Source organism: Arthrobacter sp. Ld5 (assembly GCF_051172775.1).
In the GTDB taxonomy this organism is placed as follows: domain Bacteria; phylum Actinomycetota; class Actinomycetes; order Actinomycetales; family Micrococcaceae; genus Arthrobacter_D.
Map to the genome: position 1 here is coordinate 72,041 of NZ_JBPKBO010000006.1, position 22,936 is coordinate 94,976.

Sequence of the window (22,936 nt, forward strand, 5' to 3'; positions counted from 1 at the left end):
ACCCTACGCCCGCCGTCCGCGCGGAGCCCGCCGGATGCGGCGTGTCGGAGCTGACGGGACGGTGAACACTCAGGAGCCGAACCGTCGCTGGCGCCGGCCGAAGTCGCGCAGCGCCCGCAGGAAGTCCACGCGGCGGAAATCGGGCCACAGCGCCTCGCAGAAGTAGAACTCGCTGTAGGCGCTCTGCCACATGAGGAACCCGGAGAGCCGCTGCTCCCCGGAGGTGCGGATGACGAGGTCCGGGTCCTGCTGGCCGCGCGTGTAGAGGCGGGAGGAGATGTGCTCGTCGGACAGCTGCTCGGCGAGGGTCTCCAGGGACACGCCGCGCGCCGCGGCATCCCGCATGAGCTCCTTGACGGCGTCCACGATCTCGCGCCGCCCCCCGTAGCCGACGGCGACGTTCACATGGATCCCGTCGATCCTCTCCGTGGAGGCGGCGAGGTCCACGAGTTTGCCGCTGAGGTCCTCCGGCAGCAGGTCGAGGGCGCCGACGGGCTGCACGCGGACCCTGTTGCTCTCGCCCAGCCGGTCCAGGGTGTTCGCGATGATGTCGAGGAGCTGGTCGATCTCCTCCTGGGGGCGGCCCATGTTGTCGGTGGAGAGCATGTAGAGCGTGACGACGTCGACGCCGAGTTCCTCGCACCAGCCGAGGAACTCGTGGATCTTGTCCGCACCGGCCTGGTGGCCGTGGCTCGTCGGAGCACCCGCGAGCTTCGCCCACCGGCGGTTCCCGTCCACCATGACGCCGATGTGGTGGGGGATGCGCTCGGGTGCGAGATTGCGTTGCAGCCTGCGCTCGTAGAAGCTGTAGCCGACCTCGGGGAGCTTCCACGTCACGCCCGGCCACACCTCCTCAGTGCTCCGGCGGGGGCCGGAGCGTCGTCGCGACGGAGCGCCCGGCGCTCCGCATACCTCTTCCTACCGTACCGGCAGTCGCCTCACAACGATCCGCGCCGACGCCGGCGAGGGGTTGCGGATGCCCCCTGGACGAGGCATCCGGGTGCGTGCCCGTGGGCTAGAATCCGGGCTATGACCTCGCGCGACCAGGCCCCTCCCCCCCGTCCGTCGGACCCGGCCCGCGGCCGCGCCGCGGCGTTCGAGGACGCGGTCGGTTCCATGGCGGGGCCCCTCGCGGACGCCCTCGCGACGAAGCCGCTCTGGCGGGGCTGGATCCACGCGGTGGCGACCCCGCTGGCGGTCGCGGCCGGGATCGTGCTCGTGGCGCTGGCTCCGACGCCGGCACTGAAGATCGCCTCCGCCGTCTACGCGTTCACGGGCGTGCTGCTCTTCGGGGTGAGCGCCGTCTACCACCGCGGCAACTGGAGCCCCGGGGTGAGGGTGGTGCTGAAGCGCCTCGACCACACCAACATCATGCTGGTCATCGCCGGGTCCTACACGCCACTGGCCTGGGCGCTGCTCCCGCCGGGGAAGGCCGAGACGCTGCTGTGGATCATCTGGGGCGGCGCGATCGCCGGCGTCCTGTTCCGCAACCTCTGGGTGGATGCCCCACGTTGGCTGTACGTCCCCATCTACGTGGCGCTGGGCCTGGCCTCGGTGTTCTACCTGCCCGACTTCTTCCGGGCCGACGTCGCCGCCGCCGTGCTCATCTGCGTGGGGGGCGCGCTCTACATCGCGGGGGCCGTGTTCTACGGGATCAAGCGTCCCAACTTCTCGCTGCGGGTGTTCGGCTTCCACGAGCTCTTCCACGCCTTCACCGTGGCAGCCTTCGCGGCGCACTTCGTCGCGATCATGCTGGCCGTCCTGGACCCGGTCCGGACCTAGCGGTTGTCGGGGCCGTGCTTCCCCCCGGGCGCCGGCCGCGCCGCCTCGTCCGGGCCCTGCGCGCCCGACGGGCGGACGTCGGCGGGTGCATCGGCGGACGCACCGCCGGCGGCGCCCGGGGTGGCCTCGCGGCGGGCGCGCGCCTGATCCACCTCGGCCGTGTAGCGGACCCGACGGATGCGCTTGGCCATGTCGCGGATCAGCAGGATGACCATCACGACGACGAAGAGGGTCGCGAGGAAGCCGAGGGTCCCGGGCGTCACGGAGGCGGGATCCAGCCCTGGTTTCAGCGTCGGATCGCCGGACGGCGTCATCGTCGTTGCAGCCAGGCTGAAGTCAAGGAACACGCATGCACCACTTTCGGGACTCGCAGCGGATCACGGTGACCGCCGCCTGCAATTCTACGCGGGATAGAACAGCCGCGCGGACCCGGAGGCGCTACGCGTCGGCGGTGATGCCCGCGAAGAAGTCGTCCTCGGGCAGCTGCGACTCCACCCTGGAGGCGATGAGCGAGTAGTCCTCCCAGGGCCACACCTTCTGCTGCATCTCGATCGACACGGCGAAGAAGAAGCCTTCGGGGTCCACCTGGGTGCGGTGCGCGAGGAGCGCCCGCTCGCGGTGCCCGAAGAAGTCCGCACAGCGGATCTGCGTAGTGGTCGCGTGGGTGGGGGCCGGCGGCTGGTGCCCCTCGGCGTCCGCCTCCAGCCATTGGGCGATGCGCTCGGCGAACGGCGACTGCAGGCCGGCCTCCTCGAGGGCGAAGTGCAGGGCGCGGAGGCGCTCCGGGCTGAACGCGCGGTCGTAGTAGAGCTTCGACGCGCTCCAGGCCTCGCCGGTCCCGGGGTAGCGCTCCGCGTCCGCCGCGGCCTCGAACGCCTCCACGGCGACGCGGTGGGCCATGATGTGGTCCGGGTGCGGGTAGCCGCCGTTCTCGTCGTAGCTGATGATCACGTGGGGGCGGAACTCCCGCACGAGCTTCACCAGGGGTGCGGCGGCCCGCTCGAGCGGCTGCAGGGCGAAGCACCCGACCGGCAGGTCGGGCAGGGGGTCGCCCTCGGGCAGTCCCGAGTCCTCGAAGCCGAGCCACCGGTGCCGGACGCCGAGCTCCGCGGCCGCGCGGGCCATCTCGAGCCTGCGGAGGCCGGGGAGGTCCCGTTTGCCGTGCGGATCGTCGTTCATCGCCGCGTTCAGGATGTCGCCGCGCTCCCCGCCGGTGCAGGTCGCGACCATGACCTCGACCCCTGCCGCGACGTAGCCGGCCATGGTGGCCGCGCCCTTGCTCGACTCGTCGTCGGGGTGGGCATGGACGGCGAGGAGGCGGAGACCCTCACGGGACTCGCCGGGCTGATCCTGGGCTGGCAACACGCGCTCCTGGCTTTTCTGGGGGATTTCGGGGCCGAAGCCCGTCGGGGACGGACAGCGGGGGCGGCCGGATGAGGCCGCCGTCGACGGACGGTAAAATGGGAGGGTGAGCTCCGCCGGAACGCCAACATCCAGAGTAGCCAATCGCTACGGCACCCCCAAGCCCAGGAAGCCGATGGGCCGCGTGCGGATGCTGGTCGTCGCGCTGATCCTCGCCGCGGTGGCGGCCATCGCCGCCGTCGCCCTCACCACCGGCAGTCCCCCCGTGTCCTCGAAGGACGTCGGCTTCTCCCTCGCCTCGGACGAACTCGCGAGCGTCGACTTCGAAGTGACGAAGGACCGTGCCGCGACGGCGCAGTGCGCGGTGCAGGTCCTCAGCGAGAACTATGCGGTGGTCGGCTGGAGGGTCGTGACCATCGGCCCGAACAGCGCCGAGGAGGGCGCCAACGGCGGCGGCACCACGGCGCACCGGACCGATGTCCGCCTCGATTCTCCGAGTGTGTCCGGCGGCGTCAATGCCTGCTGGATCGTGGAGGACTGAGCCGGACGGCCGGACTGCTTGGGTTCTGGCCCTCCCCCCTCTAGCATGGAAGCATACGTATCGCCCCGCTTCACCGGCGCACCGGCCACCCGGTCCCATGAGGCGGGGTGTTTGCTTGCCGGTGAACCTCGGCTGCACAGCCGGCCCGTCGAGTGACCATGAGCCCCACCCTCCCGGTGGCGGCCGTACCGAAGGAGTTATCCCGTGTCCACGAACAGCGCCCCCGTCGCCTGGCTCACACAGGAGTCCTACGACCGGCTCAAGAGTGAACTGGACCACCTGTCCGGTCCCGGTCGCGCCGAGATCGTCGCCCGCATCGAGCAGGCCCGCTCCGAGGGCGACCTCAAGGAGAACGGCGGATACCACGCCGCCAAGGAGGAGCAGGGCAAGGCCGAGGCCAGGATCCGCCAGCTCACGCACCTGCTGAACAACGCGCACGTCGGCGAGTCCCCGGCGGACGACGGCGTCGTCGAGCCCGGCATGATGGTGTCCGCGAAGATCGCCGGCGACGTCGAGAACTTCCTCCTGGGCAGCCGCGAGGTGGCCGGGGACACGGATATCGACGTCTACAGCGAGAAGTCACCCCTGGGTGCCGCCATCCAGGGCACCAAGGCCGGCGACACCGTCACCTACACGGCGCCCAACGGCAAGCGGATCACCGTCGAGATCATCTCGGCCACCCCGTACGTGGGCTGACGCAGCCGCCCCGCCGGCCGGCTATGAGCCGGTCTCCGAACGGTCCGCCCTTCCCGGGGCGGGCCGTTTCCGTTTGAGCAGGAACGCCGCGAGGATCCCGCCGAGGGCCCCGAAGAGGTGCGCCTGCCAGGAGATGTTCGAGCCGACCGTGGGCAGGACCCCCCACAGGATGGAGCCGTACGCGGCGAACAGGACGACGGCGAGCAGGATCTGCTTCCAGTCCCGGTTGTAGAAGCCGCGGGTGATCAGGTAGGTGAAGAGGCCGAACACCACGCCCGAGGCACCGATGGTCAGCCCGCCGCCGAAGAGCCAGGTGCCGATGCCGGAGGCGAGCCAGCTGATGCCGATCGCCACGGCGAAGCGCCGCGCCCCCTCGAGGAAGGCGACGAACCCGAGGACGAGCAGGGGCAGGGTGTTGCCCGCCAGGTGCTGGACGCCGCCGTGCAGGAGCGGTGCGAAGACCACGCCGTCGAGCCCGTCCACGCGGCGGGGGCCGATCGCGAGGGTCCTGACGAGCAGGTCCCCGAGGACGGCGTTGACCAGGAATACCGCCCACATCACCGCGACGAGGCCGACGACGGTGATCAGGCCGGCCTGTGCCCGCCGGGCGAGTGGCTGCACGCCCCCGGCCCTCACCCCTGGACGACCACGGGTTGGAAGCCCTCCGCGCGCAGGTTGCTGAGGACCTGCTCGCAGTGCTCGTCGCCCTTGGTCTCCATGTTGATGGTGATCGCCACGTCGCCCATGCTGATGGACCCGCCCACGCGCGTGTGGTCCACCCCGGTCACGTTCGCGTCCGACTCGGCGATGATCCGGGAGATGGTCGCGAGGGAGCCGGGCCGGTCGTCGAGGAGCATGCGCACCACGAGGAAGCGCCCTGCAGCGGCGAGGCCGCGCTGGATGACCTTCAGCATGAGCATCGGGTCGATGTTGCCGCCGGAGAGCACCACCACGGTGTTGCCCGGGTCCGCGCCGCCCTCCGTCAGCTTGCCGTCGAGCAGGGCCGCCACTCCGACGGCGCCGGCCGGCTCGACGACCATCTTGGAACGCTCCAGCAAGAAGATGAGGGCGCGGGCGAGGGAATCCTCGCTCACCGTCACGACGTCGTCCACGAGCTCCCGGATGATCGAGAACGGCAGCTGCCCGGGCCGGCCGACGGCGATGCCGTCCGCCATGGTCGAGACCTTCGTGAGGGGCACGAGGGCGTCGGCGGCGAGGGACGGCGGGTAGGCGGCGGCGTTCTCCGCCTGCACGCCGATGATGCGGATGTCCCGCCCGAGCTCCTTCGCGCGGGCCTTGACGGCCACCGCCACCCCGGCGAGGAGCCCTCCGCCGCCCACGCCGATGAGGATCGTGTCGACGTCGGGGACCTGCTCGAGGACCTCGAGGCCGAGGGTCCCCTGGCCGGCGACCACGTCGATGTCGTCGAAGGGGTGGACGAACACCGCGCCGGTCTCGTCCGCATACTTTCTGGCCTCGGCGAGGGCCTCGTCGACGTTGTGTCCGTGCAGCACCACCTCGGCCCCGTGGCCGCGCGTCGCGGCGAGCTTCGGGAGGGCGACGCCGAGGGGCATGTAGATGCGGGCGGCGATCCCCAGGCGCGCGGCGGCCACCGCGACGCCCTGCGCGTGGTTGCCGGCCGACGCCGCGACGACGCCGCGGGCGCGTTCGGCGTCGGTCAGCTTCGACATGCGGTTGTAGGCCCCGCGCACCTTGAAGGAGCCGGCACGCTGCAGGTTCTCGCACTTGAAGGACACGGTGGACCCGGTGAGCCGTCCGAGGGCGCGCGACTGTTCGATCGGGGTGCGGGCGATGACCCCGTCGAGGGTCCTGTGGGCTGCTTCGACGTCGGCGAGGGTCACGGGGAGGTCCGCGGCGGGGCCGGGGTCGGCGGCGAAGCGGGTCACGGCGAAGCGGGGATCGGCGGCTGTTGCGGTCTGCTCGGTCACGGAGGTGTCTCTTTCTGGGGGGCTGGTGCGGCGGGAGTGTCCGGGGTGCTGGCCGGCGACGACGGAGCCTCGTGCTCCGCCGGCGCCGGCCCACTAATGCCGGGCGCTCCCCCCGTGGGCCAGCCCTGCCGGAGCACGATCTCGTCGTCCTCCCAGGCCCTGCGCGAGATGTAGCGGACGGACGCGTTGAGCACCGCCAGGATCGGCACGGAGAACAGGGCTCCCGGGATCCCGGCCACGATCGTGCCGCCGGCGACGGCGAGGACCACCGCGAGCGGGTGGAGGGCGACGGCCGGGCCCATGACGAGCGGCTGGAGCACATGGCCCTCGACCTGCTGCACGAAGAGGACGATCGCGAGCATGATCAGGGCGTTGACCCACCCGTTGGCGACGAGCGCGAGCAGGACGGCGACGGAACCGGTGGCCAGCGCGCCCACGACGGGGATGAAGGAGCCGAAGAACACGAGGACGCCGAGCGGCAGGGCCAGCGGCACCCCGATGATGGCGGCCCCGACACCGATGCCGATGGCGTCCACGGCCGCGACGAGGATCTGGACGCGCACGTACCGCGCCATGGACAGCCACCCGGTGCGTCCGGCACCGTCGATCGCCGCCCGTGCGCGGACCGGCGCGAGTCCGACGACGAACCGCCAGATGCTGGGGCCGTCGAGCAGGAAGAAGATGAGGGCGAAGATCGTGAGGAAGATTCCCGCCGCGACGTGTCCCGCGGTGGATCCGAAGGAGAGCGCGCCACTGAGGATCGAGGCGCTGTTGTCCTGGACGGCGGCGCCGAGCTCCTCCAGGTACTGGTCGACCTCCGTCGCGGTGAGCTGCAGGGGACCCTGCGACAGCCAGTCCAGCAGTTGCTGCACCCCCGCCACGGCTTCCCCCCACAGGCTCGCCATCCCGACGGTGAGCTGCTGGCCCACGAGCACGAGGGCACCCACGACGACGCCCAGGAATCCGACGAGCGTCAGGGCGACCGCCAGGCCGTCCGGGACGCGGCGGCGATGCAACGCGATCTTCAGTGGCATGAGCAGGGCGGCGACCAGGCCCGCGATCATGAGCGGGATGACCAGCACCGAGATGAAGGTGAGCAGGTAGACCAGCGCGCCCCCGACCACGATGACGAGAGCCAGCCGCCAGGCCCAGGACGCGGCGATGCGGAGGGCATAGGGCACATCCGACCCGTCATCCGCCCGGAGGGCCACGGCTGCTGCACGACGTCGGGATGGTTCGGGGAGGATCACCGCTCCGCGGCTCACGGCACGCTGCAGGGCGCGCTGGGATTTCGCTCCGCGGAGACGCTGCATGGACCAATCTTTCCATAGAACCCCCGCGCGCCCGTTACCCGAGAGCCGGCCGGATGCCCCATCGGGCCGAGAAGGAGCCTCCCGCGTCGAGCCACCGCAGGCCCGCTCCCGAGTTGAACGCATCGGCCGGCGCGGTCATCGGTTCGATGGCCACGGCCTTGGCCACTCCCGGGTAGACGGTGCTCACGTACACGTGGGCGTAGGCGAAGGACGCATCGGCCCAGAGCGTGACGCTGCGGCCGTCCGGAGCGGTGAGGACGTGCTCGTGGCGCCCGTCCACGGTGCCGAGGGACGCGAAGGCGGTGTCGAACCGGAGGTCACCGACCCTCCGGCCGTTCCGCAGATCGTGCTGCCCGGTGACGGGCACCGTGCGGGTGGGGATCGCCCGGTCGTCGGTCTCCACCATCTCGTCCGCCCGCACGGTCAGGGTCAGCTCCTCCGTCGGGACGTCCGAGATCTTGAGGTAGGGGTGGGCTCCCAGCGCGAAGGGCGCGGCGTCCGGGGAGAGGTTCGTGAGCTCCTGCGTGACCGTGAGCTGCTCCTCCGTGAGCTCGTAGGTGGCGCGGTGGAGGAGGTGGAACGGATAGCCGTGCTGCGGGAAGATCTCGGCCTCGAGGACGGCGTGGGCGGCTCCGGCGTCGACGGTCCGGTAGCCGGTGTTGCGGAGCAGTCCGTGGATGGCGTTGCCCCTGGACGGCTCCGTGATGTCGAGGCGCTGTTCCTCGCCGTGCAGGGACCACCGGCCGCCGGCCACGCGGTTGGGCCACGGGGCGAGGAGGATGCCGGCGCCCCCGGCGGGGATGTCGCCGTCGCCCCAGGTCTCGGTGACCGCGACGCCGTCGCACTCATAGGACCGCAGGGCCGCCGCGAGGCTGCTGACGACGACCGTCGAGGAGCCCGCCCGCAGGATGTGGTTGATGCCGCTTGCCGGCCGAGGAGTCACCATGCAGCGATGCTACCCGCGGGTGAACTTCTTCTGCCCCGGCGGAGGATGCGGCGTATGATGGATTTTGTTCGTTTCAGTGCGGACGCGTTCGTTTCCGCTTCCATCCGGCAGGAGGGCCATGCTCGCTGCAGAACGCCATGCAGCGATCCTCGAGCGCCTGTCCGGGCAGCCGGCCGTACGGGTGAGCGGGCTGGCGGTCGCGCTCGGCGTCTCGGAGATGACCGTCCGCCGGGACATCGACACCCTGGAGGCCCGCGGCGCACTGGTCCGCGTCCACGGCGGAGCCGTGCGCACGGGCACCCTCAGCTCGGTCGAGGCAGGCTTCGACGCCAACCGGACGCGGGCCGGCGAGGCCAAGCAGCAGATCGCGGCCACCGCCGTGTCCCTCCTGGTCCCCGGCATGACGGTCTCCGTCACGGGTGGCACCACCACCTTCGCGCTCGCCCCGCTGCTCTGCCGGCTCCGGGGGCTGACGGTCATCACCAACTCCCTGCCCCTCGCGGACGAACTGTTCAGGCTCAGCGCCTCGCCGCTCTCCGACGGGGCCCCCCGGGTCCTGCTCTCCGGCGGCGAGCTCACCCCGTCGAAGGCCCTCGTCGGGCCCCTCGCGACCAGCACGATCGGCTCCCTCCGGGCCGACGTGTGCTTCATGGGCGCCCACGGCGTGGACGCCACCGCGGGCATCACCACCCCCAATCTCGCCGAGGCGGACACCAACCAGGCGTTCGCCCGCACCTGCGCGCAACTCGTGGTGCTCGCCGACGCCGGCAAGATCGGCGTCGTGAGCCTCGCACGCGTCGCGGCACTCGATGCCGTGGCCACCCTCGTCACCGACCGGCATCCCGGTGCGGACTACGCCGCCCGCACGCGGATCCTCTGCGACCCCGTCCCCGACCCCCACCTGGAAGAGCGCCCATGACCCTCATCACCCCCACCCGCCTGTCCGACGGGCGCGAACTGATCTACTTCGACGCGCACGAGTCCAGTGCCGCACGGCACCGCGACGCGGCCGCCACACGGGACACCCGCGACCTGCCCGCGCGCGGGCCGGCGGGCACCACCCGGTACGACGCCCTGACCGGCGAGTGGATCGCCGTCGCCGCCCACCGCCAGTCGCGCACGCACCTGCCACCCGCGGACCAGTGCCCGCTGTGCCCCACGACGGCGTCCAACCTCTCGGAGATCCCGGCCTACGACTACGAGGTCGTGGTGTTCGAGAACCGCTTCTCCTCCTTCGGTCCCGATCTCGGCGACCTGCCGGTCGACCCCGCGTGGGGCACGACGACGACGGCCTACGGCCGGTGCGAGGTCGTCGCCTTCGACTCCGCGCACGAGGGCTCCTTCGGGTCCCTGCAGCCGGAGCGCGCCCGGACCGTGATCGATGCCTGGGCGCAGCGCACCGAGGCGCTGTCCGCGATGCCCGGCATCAAGCAGGTCTTCTGCTTCGAGAACCGCGGGGCGGACATTGGCGTGACACTCCTGCACCCGCACGGCCAGATCTACGCCTACCCGTTCATCCCGCCCCGGGCCGCGGCCCTCGCCGGCCGGGCCGCAGCGTTCTTCGAGGCCTCCGGCGGGCGGCAGACGCTCATGGGGCACGCCCTCGCCGCCGAGCGGCAGTCCGGGGAGCGCATGGTCATCGAGGGTGAGCACTTCAGCGCCTTCGTGCCCTTCGCGGCCCGCTGGCCGCTCGAGGTGCACCTGGTCCCCCACCGGCAGGTCGCCGACATCGCGGGCCTGACGGGCGAGGAACGCGACGAGCTCACGACGGTCTACCTCGAGCTCCTCGGCCGGCTCGACGCCCTCTACCCGACACCCACGCCGTACATCGCCGCCTGGCAGCAGGCGCCCGTCGACGCGGTGCTCCGGCCGGCCGGCTACCTCCACCTCCAGCTCACCTCCCCCCGCCGCGCCGCCGACAAGCTGAAGTTCCTGGCGGGTTCCGAAGCGGCCATGGGCGCCTTCATCAACGACACCACCCCGGAGCAGGTGGCGGAGGCCCTCCGCGCCGCCACTCCCGCGCCAGCCCGGAAGGACCAGGCATGAACACCACCCCCCACGATCTCGCGGCCGCCTTCACCGACCGCTTCGGGTCCGAACCGGACGGCCTGTGGTCCGCTCCCGGCCGCGTCAACGTCATCGGCGAACACACCGACTACAACGACGGCTTCGTCCTGCCCTTCGCCATCAGGCACTCGACGACGGTCGCCGTGGCGGTACGTCCCCACCGGGTGGTGCGGGTCGCCTCGACCTTCGCTTCGGACGACGACCCTGTGACCGTGGACCTCGACACCCTCGAGGAGGGCGGCGTGAAGGGGTGGGCGGCCTATCCCCTCGGCGTGCTGTGGGCCATGGAGCAGTCCGGCTACCGCACGCCCGGGATGGACATCCTGGTCGACTCCTCGGTCCCCGTCGGAGCGGGCCTGTCCTCGTCCGCCGCACTCGAGTGCGCCGTCGCCGTCGCCGCCAACGACCTCTCGGAGGCCGGCGCGTCGCGGCGCGAACTGGCCGCCATCGGGCAGCTCGCCGAGAACCGCATGGTCGGAGCACCCACCGGCATCATGGACCAGTCCGCGTCGCTGTTCGGCGAGGCGGGCCATGCGGTCTTCCTGGACTGCCGGTCCGGGGAGTCGCGGCTGGTGCCCCTCGACCTGGAGGGTGCGGGGCTCGAGCTGCTGGTCATCGACACCCGCGTGAGCCATTCCCACTCCACCGGGGGCTACGGCGCCCGCCGCCGGTCCTGCGAACTCGGCGCGGAGCTCATGGGGGTCGCGGCGCTGCGTGACCTCTCGGTCGGGGACCTCGCCGAGGCGGCGGGAATCCTGGACGAGGAGACGTTCCGGCGCGTCCGCCACGTCGTCACCGAGAACGCGCGGGTCGAGGACGCCGTGGACGTCCTCACCCGGAAGGGTCCCGCCGACCTCGGCCCCCTGCTGGTGGCCAGCCATGCCTCGATGCGCGACGACTTCGAGATCTCCTGCCCCGAGCTCGACACCGCCGTGGATGCGGCCCTGGACGCAGGCGCGCTCGGCGCGCGGATGACCGGCGGCGGGTTCGGCGGCGCCGCGATCGCCCTGGTACGCGTCGACGACGCCCCCGCCATCCGGACCGCCGTCGAGGCCGCCTTCTCCTCCGCCGGCTTCCGGGCTCCGGTCATCTTCGGCGTCCTGCCCGGATCGGGTGCGGGGCGCATCGCCTGAGGAAGCGGCGCTGGTCGCCTCGGAACGGCGAAGGACCCGCACCCCGGAGGGTGCGGGTCCTTCGCCGTTGCAGGTCCGGTCGTTGCCGGACGGGCGCTGCTAGTCGCTGCCGCGCAGGATCGCGAGCAGGCGCAGGATCTCCACGTACAGCCAGATCAGCGTGACGGTCAGTCCGAAGGCCGCGGTCCACGAGTACTTCTGGGGGGCGCCGTTGCGGACGCCCTCGCTGATCGAGGTGAAGTCGATGATCAGGGAGAAGGCCGCGAGGCCGATGGCGAGGATGCCGATGATGACACCGACGGGGATGCCAGCGATCTCGGCGCCGCGGAGGCCCCAGGGGTCGTCGGTGACGTTGAACAGCATCAGGCCGAGGTTCACCAGCGAGAAGGCCAGGTAGCTGATCATCGCGATCATGAAGAACTTCATGGCCTTGGGCGTCGCACGCACCTTGCCGCTCTTGAAGAGGGCAAGCGTGACGCCGAAGACCACGAGCGTGCCGAGGACGGCCTGCATCGCGATACCGGGGTACATGCTCTCGAGGAACATCGTGATGCCGCCGACGAACAGCCCTTCCAGTCCGGCGTAGGCGAGGATCAGCGCCGGCGAGGGTTCCCGCTTGAACGCGTTGACGAGGCCGAGCACGAACCCGCCGAGGGCACCGACGACCATGAGGGGCACCGCGAGGCCGGGCAGGACGAACGCGGGGATCGCAGCGCCCACCAGGACGACGCCGAGGCAGAGCAGCGTCTTCACGATGACGTCGTCGAAGGTCATGCGCCCCGTCTGGGCGGGCCCGGCGGACGGCTGGTTGTACATGTGTTCCAGCTGCTGCTGGTTCGCCATGGTCTGGCCGGCGTACATCATGGTGCCGGCTCCCGCCGCCTGGTCACCGCCCCGGGTCGCGGAACGGAAGGTCTTCCCGTTGAATACCGGATTACCGCCAAGTGCCATTTTCTGTAGTCCTCCATCAGGGGGCCGAGTGTTCTATATACCTTACCAAGAGCAACGGCTCGGCCCCGGGTTCGTTCCCCCGGCGCAACGACCGCCGGACCTCCTCGGAATTTCAATATGCAGGAGCCTTCTAAAAACATTCGTTATCGAATCGCTATCTTCGACGGATGCTTTTGGGGAGAGGGGAAACAAGCCCCTAGTAACATGATCCACACGTCCGTGACACTCGTCACAACTACTGTTCCCGGCGGTATTCCGCCGGGCTGCCCCCACCGTGGAGGTTCCCATCTTGATCACCCTGCCCACGCCTGCACGGATCAGGAGGTCGCTGCTCCTGCTGCTCGGCCTCCTGACGCTCGTGCTGCTCGGCGCCCCTGCCGCGCAGGCGTCCCTGCAGTCGTCCGCCCCCGCGGTGCATCAGACGCACACTGCCTCCTCCGTCCAGGCCCAGGACTTCGACTACCGGATCGGCGGCGTGCTCCGTGGAGCCGACGGACCCATCGCCGATGTCACGGTCACCGCGAAGGGCAACGGCTTCGAAGGCGAGGCCACGTCCGGACCCAACGGCGCGTGGAGCATCGGCGTCCCGGAGCAGGGGACCTACGAGGTGGAGGTCGACGAGGACACCCTCCCCGAGGGGATCGCCCTCGCGGAGGGCCAGGAGAATCCGCGCCAGGTGACCTTCGCCAACACGTCCAGCGCCACCACCCTCTTCCTGTTCGGCGAGGGCATCGTGTCTCAGCAGGCGTCCTTCCTCGACACCCTGGCCGAACGCGCCCTCGCCGGTTTCAGCTTCGGCCTCCTCCTGGCACTGAGCGCCGTCGGGCTCTCCCTGATCTTCGGCACCACGGGCCTCACCAACTTCGCGCACGGCGAGATGGTGACAGTCGGCGCGGTCCTCGCGTTCGCCTTCTCCGCCGCAGGGATCCCGATCGCCGCGGCGATCGTCCTGGCGGTCGTCGGCGGCGGCCTCCTCGGTTACGTCCAGGACGCCGGCCTCTGGAAACCCCTCCGGCGCCGCGGCACCGGCCTGGTCCCCATGATGATCGTGAGCATCGGCCTCGCCCTCGCGCTGCGGTACATCATCCAGTTCTTCTTCGGCGGAGCCACCCAGCAGCTGCCGGGATCGCAGAGCGAGATCATCACCCTCGGTTCGGTGTCCATCTCCCGGAACAACCTGATCTCGCTGATCGTCAGCCTCGTGATCATCCTCATCGTCGCCTTCCTGCTCCTGCGCACCCGCATCGGCAAGGCCACCCGCGCCGTCGCGGACAATCCCGCCCTCGCCGCCGCGTCGGGCATCGACGTGGACCGCGTCATCAGGATCGTCTGGGTCGTCGGCGGGATGCTCGCCGCCCTCGGCGGGATCCTGTGGGCCTACTACCGGCCCGGGGTGTCCTACAACATGGGCCAGCAGATCCTGCTGCTCATCTTCGCCGGCGTCACGCTCGGCGGCCTGGGCACGGTCTTCGGCGCGCTCATCGGCTCCATCATCGTCGGCCTGTTCGTGGAGATCTCCACGATCTGGCTGGAGGCAGACCTCAAGTACGTCGGGGCGCTGCTCATTCTGATTCTCGTGCTCCTCTTCCGGCCACAGGGCATCCTCGGTCGCCGCGAGCGCATAGGTTAGGGGCTCTTCATGGACTTCGGAAACATCCTCATCAACGCCTTCGGCGAGATGGTCAGCCCCACCACGGCGGCGTACGCCCTCGCGGCACTCGGGCTCGCCGTGCATTTCGGCTACTCGGGCCTCCTGAACTTCGGGCAGGCCGGTTTCATGGCCGTCGGGGCGTACGGCTACGCCATCTCCACCCTCACCTTCGGTGCACCGCTCCCGGTGGCCGTGCTCGTGGCCGTCGTCGCCTCCGTGCTCTTCGCGATCATCCTCGGCATACCCACGCTGCGCCTGCGGGCGGACTACCTGGCCATCGTGACCATCGCGGCGGCCGAGATCGTCCGCTACATCGTGACCACCAACGGACTCACGAACATCACCGGCTCGGCCAACGGGCTCGCAGCCTTCGAGGGCGGCTTCTTCGCGCTCAACCCCTTCCCCCAGGGGAGGTACAACATCGGTCCGCTCGGCATGAACGAGCGCGATCTGTGGATCCGCGTGGTGGCCTGGACCGTCGTCACCATCGCGTGCCTGCTCGTCTGGCTCCTCATGCGCAGCCCCTGGGGCCGCGTGCTGAAGGGCATCCGGGAGGACGAGAACGCCGTGCGCTCGCTCGGCAAGAACGTGTACGCCTACAAGATGCAGGCGCTCATCATCGGCGGCGTCCTCGGGTCGATCGCGGGCATCATCTTCACGCTGCCGCGCGGCGCCGTCCAGCCCGCGAACTACGCGACGGAACTGACGTTCTTCCTCTACACCTGCCTCCTCCTCGGCGGCATGGCCACGGTCCTCGGACCGGTGGTCGGAGCGATGATCTTCTGGGTGGTGCTCTCACTGACGCAGGGCATCCTCTACGGGCTGATCGAGGTCGGCGCCATCACGTTCCTGACCAACTCACAGGCGGGTCAGCTGCGCTACATCCTCGTGGGTGTGGCCCTGATGCTGCTCATGATCTTCAGGCCGCAGGGCGTCCTGGGCAACAAGAAGGAGCTGGCGTTCGCATGACCGGCAACCAGAGCGGGAACCACAACGACAACGATCCGCGGACCACTCCCGACGACGGCGCTCCGGCCGCGTCCGGCGCCCACGCCGCGGCCGGCCCGGGCACCGCCGCCGAGGGCGGTTCGGCCGCCGGCGCAGCCCCGGCGGGCCAGGACTACATGACGGACTCGGCGCCCATCGCCAGCGGTGAGACCGGGCCGGGGTGCAGCAAACGCGACCCCATCGTCGTCGCCCGGAAGGTGACCCGCAGCTTCGGCGGCATCAACGCCGTCGACGTCGAGCACCTCGAGATCCCGCGGCACAAGATCACGGCGCTGATCGGCCCCAACGGTGCCGGCAAGACGACGCTGTTCAACCTGCTCACCGGGTTCGACACGCCGAACAGCGGCGACTGGGAGTTCGACGGCAAGCCGCTCGCGAAGGTCGCCTCGCACAGGGTGGCACGGATGGGCATGGTGCGTACGTTCCAGCTCACGAAGGTCATGGGCAAGCTCACCGTCATGGAGAACATGCGCCTCGGCGCGGCGGACCAGCCCGGCGAGAGCCTCGCACGGGCCCTGTTCAAGGGCATCTGGGGCGGGAGGGAACGCGAGATCACGCGGCAGGCCGAGGTGCTGCTGGAGAAGTTCAAGCTCGACACCAAGCGCGACGACTATGCGGCGTCCCTCTCCGGCGGCCAGCGCAAGCTCCTCGAGATGGCGCGGGCCCTCATGGTCCGTCCGCGGCTCGTGATGCTCGACGAGCCGATGGCCGGCGTCAATCCGGCGCTCACGCAGTCGCTGCTGGAACACATCAAGAACCTGAAGGCGGAGGGCATGACCGTCCTGTTCGTCGAGCACGACATGCAGATGGTCCGCCACATCGCCGACTGGGTCGTGGTCATGGCCGAGGGCAAGGTCGTCGCGGAGGGTCCCCCCGCCGTCGTCATGAAGGACCAGGCCGTGATCGACGCCTATCTCGGCGCCCACCACGACGTGGACCTCGGTGACGCCGAGGGCATCGAACGCCTCGAGGCGGAGCTCGCCCACGACGAGGAGTCGGTCATCGGCACCGAGGACGAGGGGCTTCTCGGCCACGGCGTCGTCGAGCTCGGCGGCGAGCCGCACACGGCACACCCCGTGCACAAGGATGAGGAGACGAAGTAATGGCTGAGTTCGAGGGCGACTCCGTCGTCAAGGTCACCGATCTCGTCGCAGGCTACCTGCCGGGCGTGAACATCCTCAACGGGTGCAGCATCGAGGCCCGCCGCGGTGAGCTCATCGGGATCATCGGCCCCAACGGTGCCGGCAAGTCGACGCTGCTCAAGGCGATGTTCGGTCTCGTGAAGGTGCATTCCGGCACGGTCATCGTCCGCGGACAGGACCTCACGGGGCTGAAGGCGAACAAGCTGGTCAGCCTGGGCGTCGGGTTCGTCCCGCAGAACAACAACGTGTTCTCCACCCTGACCATCGAGGAGAACCTCCAGATGGGCATGTACCAGAGGCCCAAGGACTTCAAGGAGCGTTTCGACTTCGTGTCGAGCCTCTTCCCGGAACTCGCGAAGCGCCGGGCGCAGCGTGCCGGATCGCTCTCCGGCGGTGAGCGCCAGATGGTGGCGATGGGCCGTGCCCTGATGATGGATCCCGCCGTGCTCCTGCTGGACGAGCCCTCCGCGGGTCTCTCGCCCGTGAAGCAGGACGAGACGTTCCTGCGCGTCCACGAGATCAACCGGGCCGGGGTCTCGGTGATCATGGTGGAGCAGAACGCACGCCGCTGCCTGCAGATCTGCGACCGCGCCTACGTGCTGGACCAGGGCAGGGACGCCTACACGGGGACCGGCCGCGAGCTGATGAAGGATCCGAAGGTCATCCAGCTGTACCTCGGCACCCTGGCCGACACGGCCTGAGTGACGTGCCCGACACCGGGCACGATCCCGGCGCCGAAGGCAAGCGAGGGCGGAACCACCACCGGTTCCGCCCTCTGCTGTCCGTACCCCGCTACCGTGGGCAGGACGAGCAGGGCAGGAGCTTTTGACGGGGGACGGCGCATGGCGGGACGGATCAGCGGCGCGATCGGCGCGGGATTCGAGGGCATGTTCCGGGGCATCCGGCGGATCCGGCCGCACCGTCCCATCCACGCCCGCGGCCTGCGGCTCGACGGGACCGTCGTGGTCCACGAGCACGGCCTGCGCAGCGGCATCGCCTGGATCGACCAGCCGGGCCGGTCCCCCGCGACGGCCCGCGTCTCCCGCTCGGTGGGGACCCCGGACGGGCTGCCGGACATCCTGGGGCTGGCGGCACGGTTCCATCACCCCGCGGACGGACCGGGGCCGTCGACGTTCTCCGACGTCCTGCTCTCCTCGACCGGATGGTCCTTTCCGGGCCGCTTCGTGCTCATGCCGAGGCTCGGGATCTCACGGACGCCGTTCAGCACGATGATGCCCTACCGGGGCGACCACGGCCCGGTCCTGCTCGGTGCGCGCACGCTCGGTCCCGCCGGGCTCCCCGCGTCGCTCCGTGCGCTGGAGCACGCCCTCGCCTCCTCCGCCTGGCAGCTCGGCTTCTACTGCGCGACGCCCGTCGGGCCCTGGCAGCACTTCGGCACCCTCACACTGTCCCTGAGCCCGGACGCGGAGGAGAGGGACCTCCGCTTCGACGCCGTCCTCCATCCCCTTGCAGGGGCCGCGACGTACGAGTGGGCGCGCCGGGTGCGCGAGCCCTCCTACGCACTCGCCCGCCGCCGGCCGGGCGACGGCTGATCCGTGCGCCGGCCCCGTCCCGGAGCGACGGACAGCACAAGGCCCCGGTCGCGCCTTCCGAAGAAGGGCGGCCGGGGCCTTGTCCGTTGCGTCCGCCTGTCCGGGTAGCCCCGGACCGTGGCTACAGCTGGCCGACCTCGGACCGGCTCGGCTGCGGCTTGTTGTCGGCGTCGTACTTGTAGATACCGATGGCCGCCTCGGTGGGATCACCGTTCTCGTCGAAGGAGACAGGACCGGAGATGCCGTCGTAGTCGATGTCCTCGCCCTCACGCAGGAGCGTCACGCAGCCGGCGAAGTCGAAGCACTTGGTGCCGTCCTTCGACACCGCTTCGAGCTGCTCGGCGATCGCCGCGCCCTCGACGCTGCCGGCCGCCTCGGAGGCGAGCGAGATGAGATTCACGGCGTCGTAGCTCTCACCCGCGTAGGCGTAGCTGTTCAGGTTGGGATCGACCGTGGCCAGTGCTTCCTGGAAGCCCGTCCCGGTGAAGGGGCCGGGGATGGTGCCCTGTGCTCCTTCGAGGGTGCCCGGATCGAGGTCCGCGCTGTAGTCGGACGTGTTGCCGTCCACCATGAACAGGCTGCTCGGGTCGATGCCCTTGGCGACCAGCAGCGGCACGATGCTCTTGGCCTCGTCGAAGCTGATCAGCACGATCGCGTCGGGATTCGCCGCGGCGACGGCGTCGACCTGGCTGGAGAACTGGGAGTCGCCGGTGTTGAACATCTCGTTGGCGACGACCTGCCCGCCCGCACCCTCGATGACCTCCTGGATGTTGCTCTGCAGGCCGGTGCCGTAGGAGTCGTTCAGCGTGATCATGCCGACGGTCTGTGCACCGCACTCCATGATGTAGTTGCCGAGCGTGCGTCCCTGGAGAACGTCCGAGGGAGCGGTGCGGAAGTACAGGCCCTTGTCGTCCCAGGTCGTGAACTCCGGGGAGGTGTTGGCGGGCGAGAACTGCACGACGCCGGCGCCCGTGATCTGGTTGATGACGGTCTTCGAGACGCCCGAGGATGCGGCACCGATGATGGCGCTGACGTCCTGGGACAGGAGGTCCGTTACGGACTGGGTCGCGATGTCGGTGGTGGTGTCGCCGGAATCGCGGTGCGTGATCGAGATGTCCTGCCCCAGCACGCCGCCTGCGGCGTTGACTTCCTCCACGGCGAGGTTGACGCCCGCGATCTCCGGCGGGCCGAGGAACGCGAGCGTTCCGGTGGTCGGGAGGATGGAGCCGAGCTTCAGCGGCTGGGGGCTCGTGGTCTCGCTGGCGGGTACGGCCGCGGGATCACCCTTCTCGCCCTGCTCCTCGCCGGCGCCGCCCTCGCTCTCGGGGCAGGCCAGCGCGGATCCGCCGGCAGCCGCCGTGGTCTCCGTGCTGCCGCTGTCGCCGCCGTCGCCTTCGGACCCCGTCGTCCCGCCACCGCCGCAGCCGGAGGCGAAGAGCGCGACGCCCAGGCTCAGGGCGGCGATCTTCGCAGCGCGCGGGGCGTTCTCCCCAATGCCGAAACGCGCGTAGTTGCGTGTTGCAGTCATGAATTAGTCTCCTCGACCGAAAGGCTCTCATTGCCTTTGATGCGTGTTGCCAGGTGTTCCTGGCCTATGGGAAAAGCTAATCCAATTTCGTGTCCGAGATAAGGGGATCGGGTTACATCCTTGTAACGCTCGTCACAAGCGGGAGATCCCGCTCTTGACAGGTGGCATTCGTCAGTATTCTGCCGATCGGCGCGCAACGGAGTGCCTCGCGCGGAAAAGTGCCCCAGCAGGGACTCGAACCCTGACTGAACAGATTTTAAGTCTGCTGCCTCTGCCATTGGGCTACTGGGGCCGGCCGACGCTCCAGCCTATCGCGGGCCGGGTGCGCCGGTGCCGGGAACGCAGAACGACGGCGACCCGGTGGGGTCGCCGTCGTTCGGCCTACGGGTGCCGCAGGGCTCAGGCGGACGCCTTCGCCGACGCCGCCTTGCCCGCCGATGCGGGCGGCGTGCTCTGCAGCGCGGGGTCCTTCTTCGGCGGCGGGGTGGCCGCCTCGCGGAACTGGCGCTGCGGGGTCTGCAGGTCCGACAGCGGGGCGAGGTCCCGGCCGAACAGGAAGCTCATGCTCCAGTTGACGATGACGCGGGCCTTGCGCTCGTACATGGGCATCGCGAAGCCGTGGTAGCCACGGTGCGCGAGCCAGGCCGGGAAGCCCTTCATGCCGAAGCCCATGATGTTGGCGACGCCCTTGAACTGGCCGAAGCCGGCGACGGCGCCCAGGTTGGTGTGGCGGTATTCCTTGACCTCGTCCACGCCGTAGTTCGCGGCGAGGATGTTGGCGGCCAGCAGCTTGGCCTGGCGGACAGCGTGCTGGGCGTTGGGGACGCAGAAGCCGCCCACGCCGCCGCCCGTGAGGTCGGGCACGGCCGCGACGTCGCCCGCGGTCCAGGCGTGCTCGATGGGCCCGTCGTCGCCGGTGATGCGCAGGTCCGCCGAGGCGCGGACGCGGCCGCGCTCGTCGACCGGGAAGTCCGTGGAACGGACCACGGGATTGGCCTGCACGCCGGCGGTCCAGATGAGGGTGTCGGTCTCGAACTGGTCGGCCGGCGTCTTGTCCGGCATGTTGATGAGCTTGAGGGTGCCGTCCACGGCACTGGCGAGCGAGGTGTTGAGGAGGACGTCGATCTCGCGTGAACGGAGGTGCTCGACGACCCACTCGGCCTGCTCGGCCGTGACCTCGGGCATGATGCGGCCCATGGCCTCGACCAGGACGAAGCGCAGATCGCTCCGGTCGAGGCGCGGGTTGGTCTTGACGGCGTCGCGGGCGGCGTCCTCCATCTCGGTGATGGTCTCGATGCCGGCGAAGCCACCGCCGACGACCACGAAGGTGAGGGCGCGGTCCCGCTCGGGGCCCGCGGGGAGGACGGAGCCGGTCTCGATGCGCTCGAGCATGCGGTCGCGGAGGGCGACGGCCTCCTCGATCGTCTTCAGGCCGATGCCCTGGTCCTTCAGGCCGTCGATCGGGAACGTGCGCGTGATGGAGCCCGCGGCGACGACGACGTCCGTGTAGCCGAGCTCGAAGGACTCCCCGCCGCCCGAGGGGGCGATCGTCGCGGTGCGGCCCGCGTGGTCGATCGACGTGACCTTGCCCGAGATGAGCTCGGTCTTCTTCAGGTGCTTGCGGTGCGACACGATGGCGTGGCGCGGCTCGATGCTTCCTGCCGCGACCTCGGGGAGGAACGGCTGGTAGGTCATGTAGGGCAGGGGATCCACGAGCGTCACGATGCCGCCGTGGTCCTTGACCTTTTTCTGGAGCCTGTGCGCTACGTAGAGGCCGACGTAGCCACCGCCGACGACGAGGATGCGTGGGCGATCAGAGAAGTGTGGGTTCGATGCCATCCCTCGATGCTACCGGACTTTGTGAAAATCTTCACTAGCTCGGAGGGGGCCCCTGAGCCCCTCCCGGGGCGCGGTCGTCGGTCGCGGGCTCCCGCCCGTCGCCGACCGGCAGCTCCCCGGACGCCGTCCTGCGCCGCACGCGGGCGAGGTGCAGGGCTCCCCCGACGATCAGGGCCAGCATCACGCTCCCGAATCCGAGCACCACCACGGCCGGGGCGGTGTGGACCGAGACGAGCGGATCCTCCGCCTGCGGGGCGGGCGGGGCGGGAATCACCTCCGGCGCCGGCAGGCTCGGGGGAACGGGAGCCGGTGCCGGCGTCTGGCCTCCCCGCCGGTAGAGCTCGATCCACTCGGCCATGCTGCCCAGCCGGTTCTCCTCCGGCACGGAGATGTCGCTGCCCACGGCGGCGGCCACGTCCAGGACCCCGTAGCCGTACAGGGTGTCGAAGCCCGGGGCGCCGGCGTCCTTCGCCGTATCCACGATGCGGTTGACGACCTGCGCGGCCGAGAGTTCCGGGTAGCGCGACCGGATCAGGGCCGCCACGCCGGAGACGAGGGGCGCCGCGCCGGACGTCCCGGACCAGTCGGCGTAGAACCCGCCGGGGAGGCCTCCGACGAGGTTCTCGGACGGCGCCGCGACCGCGATGCTGATGCCTTCGCTGGAGGCCTCGTCGCTGGCCGTGCCGGACCGGTCGAGGCCGGCGACGGCGAGGACGCCCGGGATCGTCGCGGGGGCGCCGACCTGTGTCAGTCCGCCCGCCCGGTTGCCGGCCGCGGCGACGATCACGACGTCGTTCTGCTCCGCGTGGAGGAAGGCGTCGTCCCAGCTCTCGGGCCACGCCGTGCTGGTGCTGCCGAGGGACATGTTGATGACGTCCGCCCCGTTGTCCACGGCCCAGCGGACGGCGTCGGGCACCTGTTCGTCGACGGAGATGCCGGCCGGGTTGGGGCCGCCGTTCGGTCCCTCGATCCAGACGGACACCGCCAGCAGGTCGGCCTTCGGCGCCACGCCGACGATGCCGTCGGGCCCTTCCCCGTACTGGGAGAACGGGGTGTCCTCCGCCGGCGGTGCCGCCTCGGCGGTGGTCCCCGGGGACGGCTCGGGGGCCTCCGGCTGCTCCGCGGCAGTGTGGCCGCGGCCGGCCAGGAGGGTGCTGACCAGCGTCCCGTGGCTGGGCACCTCGCCGATGCCGCGCAGCCCACCGGGGTCCCCGGCACCCGAGGCGTCCGTCCCGCCGACGACGGCGCCGACGAGGTCCGGGTGGGCCGCATCCACGCCGCTGTCGATCACGGCGACCGTCACGCCCTCGCCCTGCGTGGTCTTCCACGCCTCGGCGATGCCGTAGTCCTCCAGCCAGTACTCCTTGGGGCGCACCTGGTCGGCCGCGGCGGGCAGCGCCGCCGGGAGCAGGACGGGGAGGGCGACGACGAGGGCTGTTCCCGTCCGGGGGACCGCGCGGCGTGGCATGGGCATC

General features: G+C 70.5%; 22 protein-coding genes and 1 tRNA gene. 11 read left to right on the plus strand and 12 right to left on the minus strand.

The window, feature by feature from the left end:
• Positions 1 to 69: 69 nt before the first annotated feature.
• Positions 70 to 837 carry an isoprenyl transferase gene (locus ACSGDB_RS03950; protein WP_434993023.1) on the minus strand — a complete coding sequence of 256 codons (768 nt, stop codon included), beginning with the start codon at positions 835 to 837 and terminating at the stop codon, positions 70 to 72.
• A gap of 279 nt (positions 838 to 1,116) precedes the next feature.
• On the opposite strand from ACSGDB_RS03950, the gene trhA reads away from it, so the two are divergent.
• Positions 1,117 to 1,782: a PAQR family membrane homeostasis protein TrhA gene (gene trhA / locus ACSGDB_RS03955; RefSeq protein ID WP_434993082.1), complete on the plus strand. Its 666-nt coding sequence runs from the start codon at positions 1,117 to 1,119 to the stop codon at positions 1,780 to 1,782.
• Here trhA and ACSGDB_RS03960 read toward each other — a convergent pair.
• Together ACSGDB_RS03960 and mca are read right to left on the minus strand one after the other, a co-directional pair.
• A complete protein-coding gene (locus tag ACSGDB_RS03960) occupies positions 1,779 to 2,129 on the minus strand; it encodes a hypothetical protein (RefSeq protein ID WP_434993025.1) in 351 nt (116 codons plus the stop codon). The two genes, trhA and ACSGDB_RS03960, sit on opposite strands and share 4 nt — an antisense overlap.
• A 91-nt stretch (positions 2,130 to 2,220) precedes the next feature.
• Positions 2,221 to 3,144, minus strand: a complete 924-nt coding sequence (mca, locus tag ACSGDB_RS03965; RefSeq protein ID WP_434993026.1) for a mycothiol conjugate amidase Mca — start codon at positions 3,142 to 3,144, stop codon at positions 2,221 to 2,223.
• Positions 3,145 to 3,319: 175 nt separating this feature from the next.
• Between mca and ACSGDB_RS03970 the strand changes: the two genes are divergently transcribed.
• Together ACSGDB_RS03970 and greA are read left to right on the plus strand one after the other, a co-directional pair.
• Complete coding sequence (locus ACSGDB_RS03970) at positions 3,320 to 3,685, plus strand: DUF4307 domain-containing protein (protein WP_434993027.1); 366 nt, start codon at positions 3,320 to 3,322, stop codon at positions 3,683 to 3,685.
• A gap of 204 nt (positions 3,686 to 3,889) precedes the next feature.
• Positions 3,890 to 4,381, plus strand: a complete 492-nt coding sequence (greA, locus tag ACSGDB_RS03975; protein ID WP_434993028.1) for a transcription elongation factor GreA — start codon at positions 3,890 to 3,892, stop codon at positions 4,379 to 4,381.
• 21 nt (positions 4,382 to 4,402) lie between these two features.
• On the opposite strand, the gene ACSGDB_RS03980 is transcribed toward greA, so the two are convergent.
• The 4 genes from ACSGDB_RS03980 to ACSGDB_RS03995 are packed head-to-tail and all read right to left on the minus strand — an operon-like array spanning position 4,403 to position 8,589.
• On the minus strand, positions 4,403 to 5,002 hold the full coding sequence (locus tag ACSGDB_RS03980) for a rhomboid family intramembrane serine protease (RefSeq protein ID WP_434993030.1): 600 nt from the start codon (positions 5,000 to 5,002) through the stop codon (positions 4,403 to 4,405).
• Positions 5,003 to 5,013: 11 nt separating this feature from the next.
• Complete coding sequence (gene ilvA / locus ACSGDB_RS03985) at positions 5,014 to 6,288, minus strand: threonine ammonia-lyase (protein ID WP_434993083.1); 1,275 nt, start codon at positions 6,286 to 6,288, stop codon at positions 5,014 to 5,016.
• 38 nt (positions 6,289 to 6,326) lie between these two features.
• Positions 6,327 to 7,643, minus strand: a complete 1,317-nt coding sequence (locus ACSGDB_RS03990) for an AI-2E family transporter (RefSeq protein WP_434993031.1) — start codon at positions 7,641 to 7,643, stop codon at positions 6,327 to 6,329.
• Positions 7,644 to 7,677: 34 nt separating this feature from the next.
• Positions 7,678 to 8,589, minus strand: coding sequence for an aldose 1-epimerase family protein (locus tag ACSGDB_RS03995; RefSeq protein ID WP_434993034.1), 912 nt, complete (start codon positions 8,587 to 8,589; stop codon positions 7,678 to 7,680).
• Positions 8,590 to 8,707: 118 nt separating this feature from the next.
• Here ACSGDB_RS03995 and ACSGDB_RS04000 point away from each other — a divergent pair, with 118 nt between their 5' ends.
• The 3 genes from ACSGDB_RS04000 to galK are packed head-to-tail and all read left to right on the plus strand — an operon-like array spanning position 8,708 to position 11,789.
• Complete coding sequence (locus ACSGDB_RS04000; protein ID WP_434993036.1) at positions 8,708 to 9,508, plus strand: DeoR/GlpR family DNA-binding transcription regulator; 801 nt, start codon at positions 8,708 to 8,710, stop codon at positions 9,506 to 9,508.
• Positions 9,505 to 10,635, plus strand: a complete 1,131-nt coding sequence (gene galT, locus ACSGDB_RS04005; protein WP_434993038.1) for a galactose-1-phosphate uridylyltransferase — start codon at positions 9,505 to 9,507, stop codon at positions 10,633 to 10,635. The genes ACSGDB_RS04000 and galT overlap by 4 nt, the downstream gene beginning before the upstream one ends.
• On the plus strand, positions 10,632 to 11,789 hold the full coding sequence (galK, locus tag ACSGDB_RS04010) for a galactokinase (protein WP_434993041.1): 1,158 nt from the start codon (positions 10,632 to 10,634) through the stop codon (positions 11,787 to 11,789). The genes galT and galK overlap by 4 nt, the downstream gene beginning before the upstream one ends.
• A 99-nt stretch (positions 11,790 to 11,888) precedes the next feature.
• Here the strand turns inward: galK and ACSGDB_RS04015 are convergent, their stop codons facing one another.
• Positions 11,889 to 12,740, minus strand: a complete 852-nt coding sequence (locus tag ACSGDB_RS04015; protein WP_434993042.1) for a Bax inhibitor-1/YccA family protein — start codon at positions 12,738 to 12,740, stop codon at positions 11,889 to 11,891.
• 289 nt (positions 12,741 to 13,029) lie between these two features.
• Here ACSGDB_RS04015 and ACSGDB_RS04020 point away from each other — a divergent pair, with 289 nt between their 5' ends.
• The 5 genes from ACSGDB_RS04020 to ACSGDB_RS04040 all read left to right on the plus strand — a co-directional run bounded on the left by ACSGDB_RS04020 (position 13,030) and on the right by ACSGDB_RS04040 (position 18,094).
• Positions 13,030 to 14,370, plus strand: a complete 1,341-nt coding sequence (locus tag ACSGDB_RS04020; RefSeq protein ID WP_434993043.1) for a branched-chain amino acid ABC transporter permease — start codon at positions 13,030 to 13,032, stop codon at positions 14,368 to 14,370.
• A 9-nt stretch (positions 14,371 to 14,379) separates the two neighbouring features.
• Positions 14,380 to 15,360, plus strand: a complete 981-nt coding sequence (locus tag ACSGDB_RS04025; protein WP_434993045.1) for a branched-chain amino acid ABC transporter permease — start codon at positions 14,380 to 14,382, stop codon at positions 15,358 to 15,360.
• Positions 15,361 to 15,515: 155 nt separating this feature from the next.
• A complete protein-coding gene (locus ACSGDB_RS04030) occupies positions 15,516 to 16,502 on the plus strand; it encodes an ABC transporter ATP-binding protein (RefSeq protein ID WP_434993085.1) in 987 nt (328 codons plus the stop codon).
• On the plus strand, positions 16,502 to 17,242 hold the full coding sequence (locus ACSGDB_RS04035) for an ABC transporter ATP-binding protein (RefSeq protein WP_434993047.1): 741 nt from the start codon (positions 16,502 to 16,504) through the stop codon (positions 17,240 to 17,242). Before ACSGDB_RS04030 ends, ACSGDB_RS04035 begins: the two co-directional genes overlap by 1 nt.
• A 141-nt stretch (positions 17,243 to 17,383) precedes the next feature.
• The gene (locus ACSGDB_RS04040; protein ID WP_434993048.1) at positions 17,384 to 18,094 is read left to right on the plus strand and encodes a hypothetical protein; all 711 of its coding nucleotides are present in this window, start codon (positions 17,384 to 17,386) and stop codon (positions 18,092 to 18,094) included.
• A 121-nt stretch (positions 18,095 to 18,215) separates the two neighbouring features.
• On the opposite strand, the gene ACSGDB_RS04045 is transcribed toward ACSGDB_RS04040, so the two are convergent.
• From ACSGDB_RS04045 to ACSGDB_RS04060, 4 genes are all read right to left on the minus strand, one after another.
• Positions 18,216 to 19,622: an ABC transporter substrate-binding protein gene (locus ACSGDB_RS04045; RefSeq protein WP_434993049.1), complete on the minus strand. Its 1,407-nt coding sequence runs from the start codon at positions 19,620 to 19,622 to the stop codon at positions 18,216 to 18,218.
• Positions 19,623 to 19,841: 219 nt separating this feature from the next.
• Positions 19,842 to 19,914 (minus strand) — tRNA-Leu (locus ACSGDB_RS04050).
• A gap of 107 nt (positions 19,915 to 20,021) precedes the next feature.
• Positions 20,022 to 21,461: an NAD(P)/FAD-dependent oxidoreductase gene (locus ACSGDB_RS04055; protein ID WP_434993050.1), complete on the minus strand. Its 1,440-nt coding sequence runs from the start codon at positions 21,459 to 21,461 to the stop codon at positions 20,022 to 20,024.
• A 34-nt stretch (positions 21,462 to 21,495) separates the two neighbouring features.
• Entirely contained in the window at positions 21,496 to 22,935 is a 1,440-nt protein-coding gene (locus ACSGDB_RS04060; RefSeq protein WP_434993052.1) for a S8 family serine peptidase, read from the minus strand.
• Between the last annotated feature and the right edge of the window lies 1 nt (position 22,936).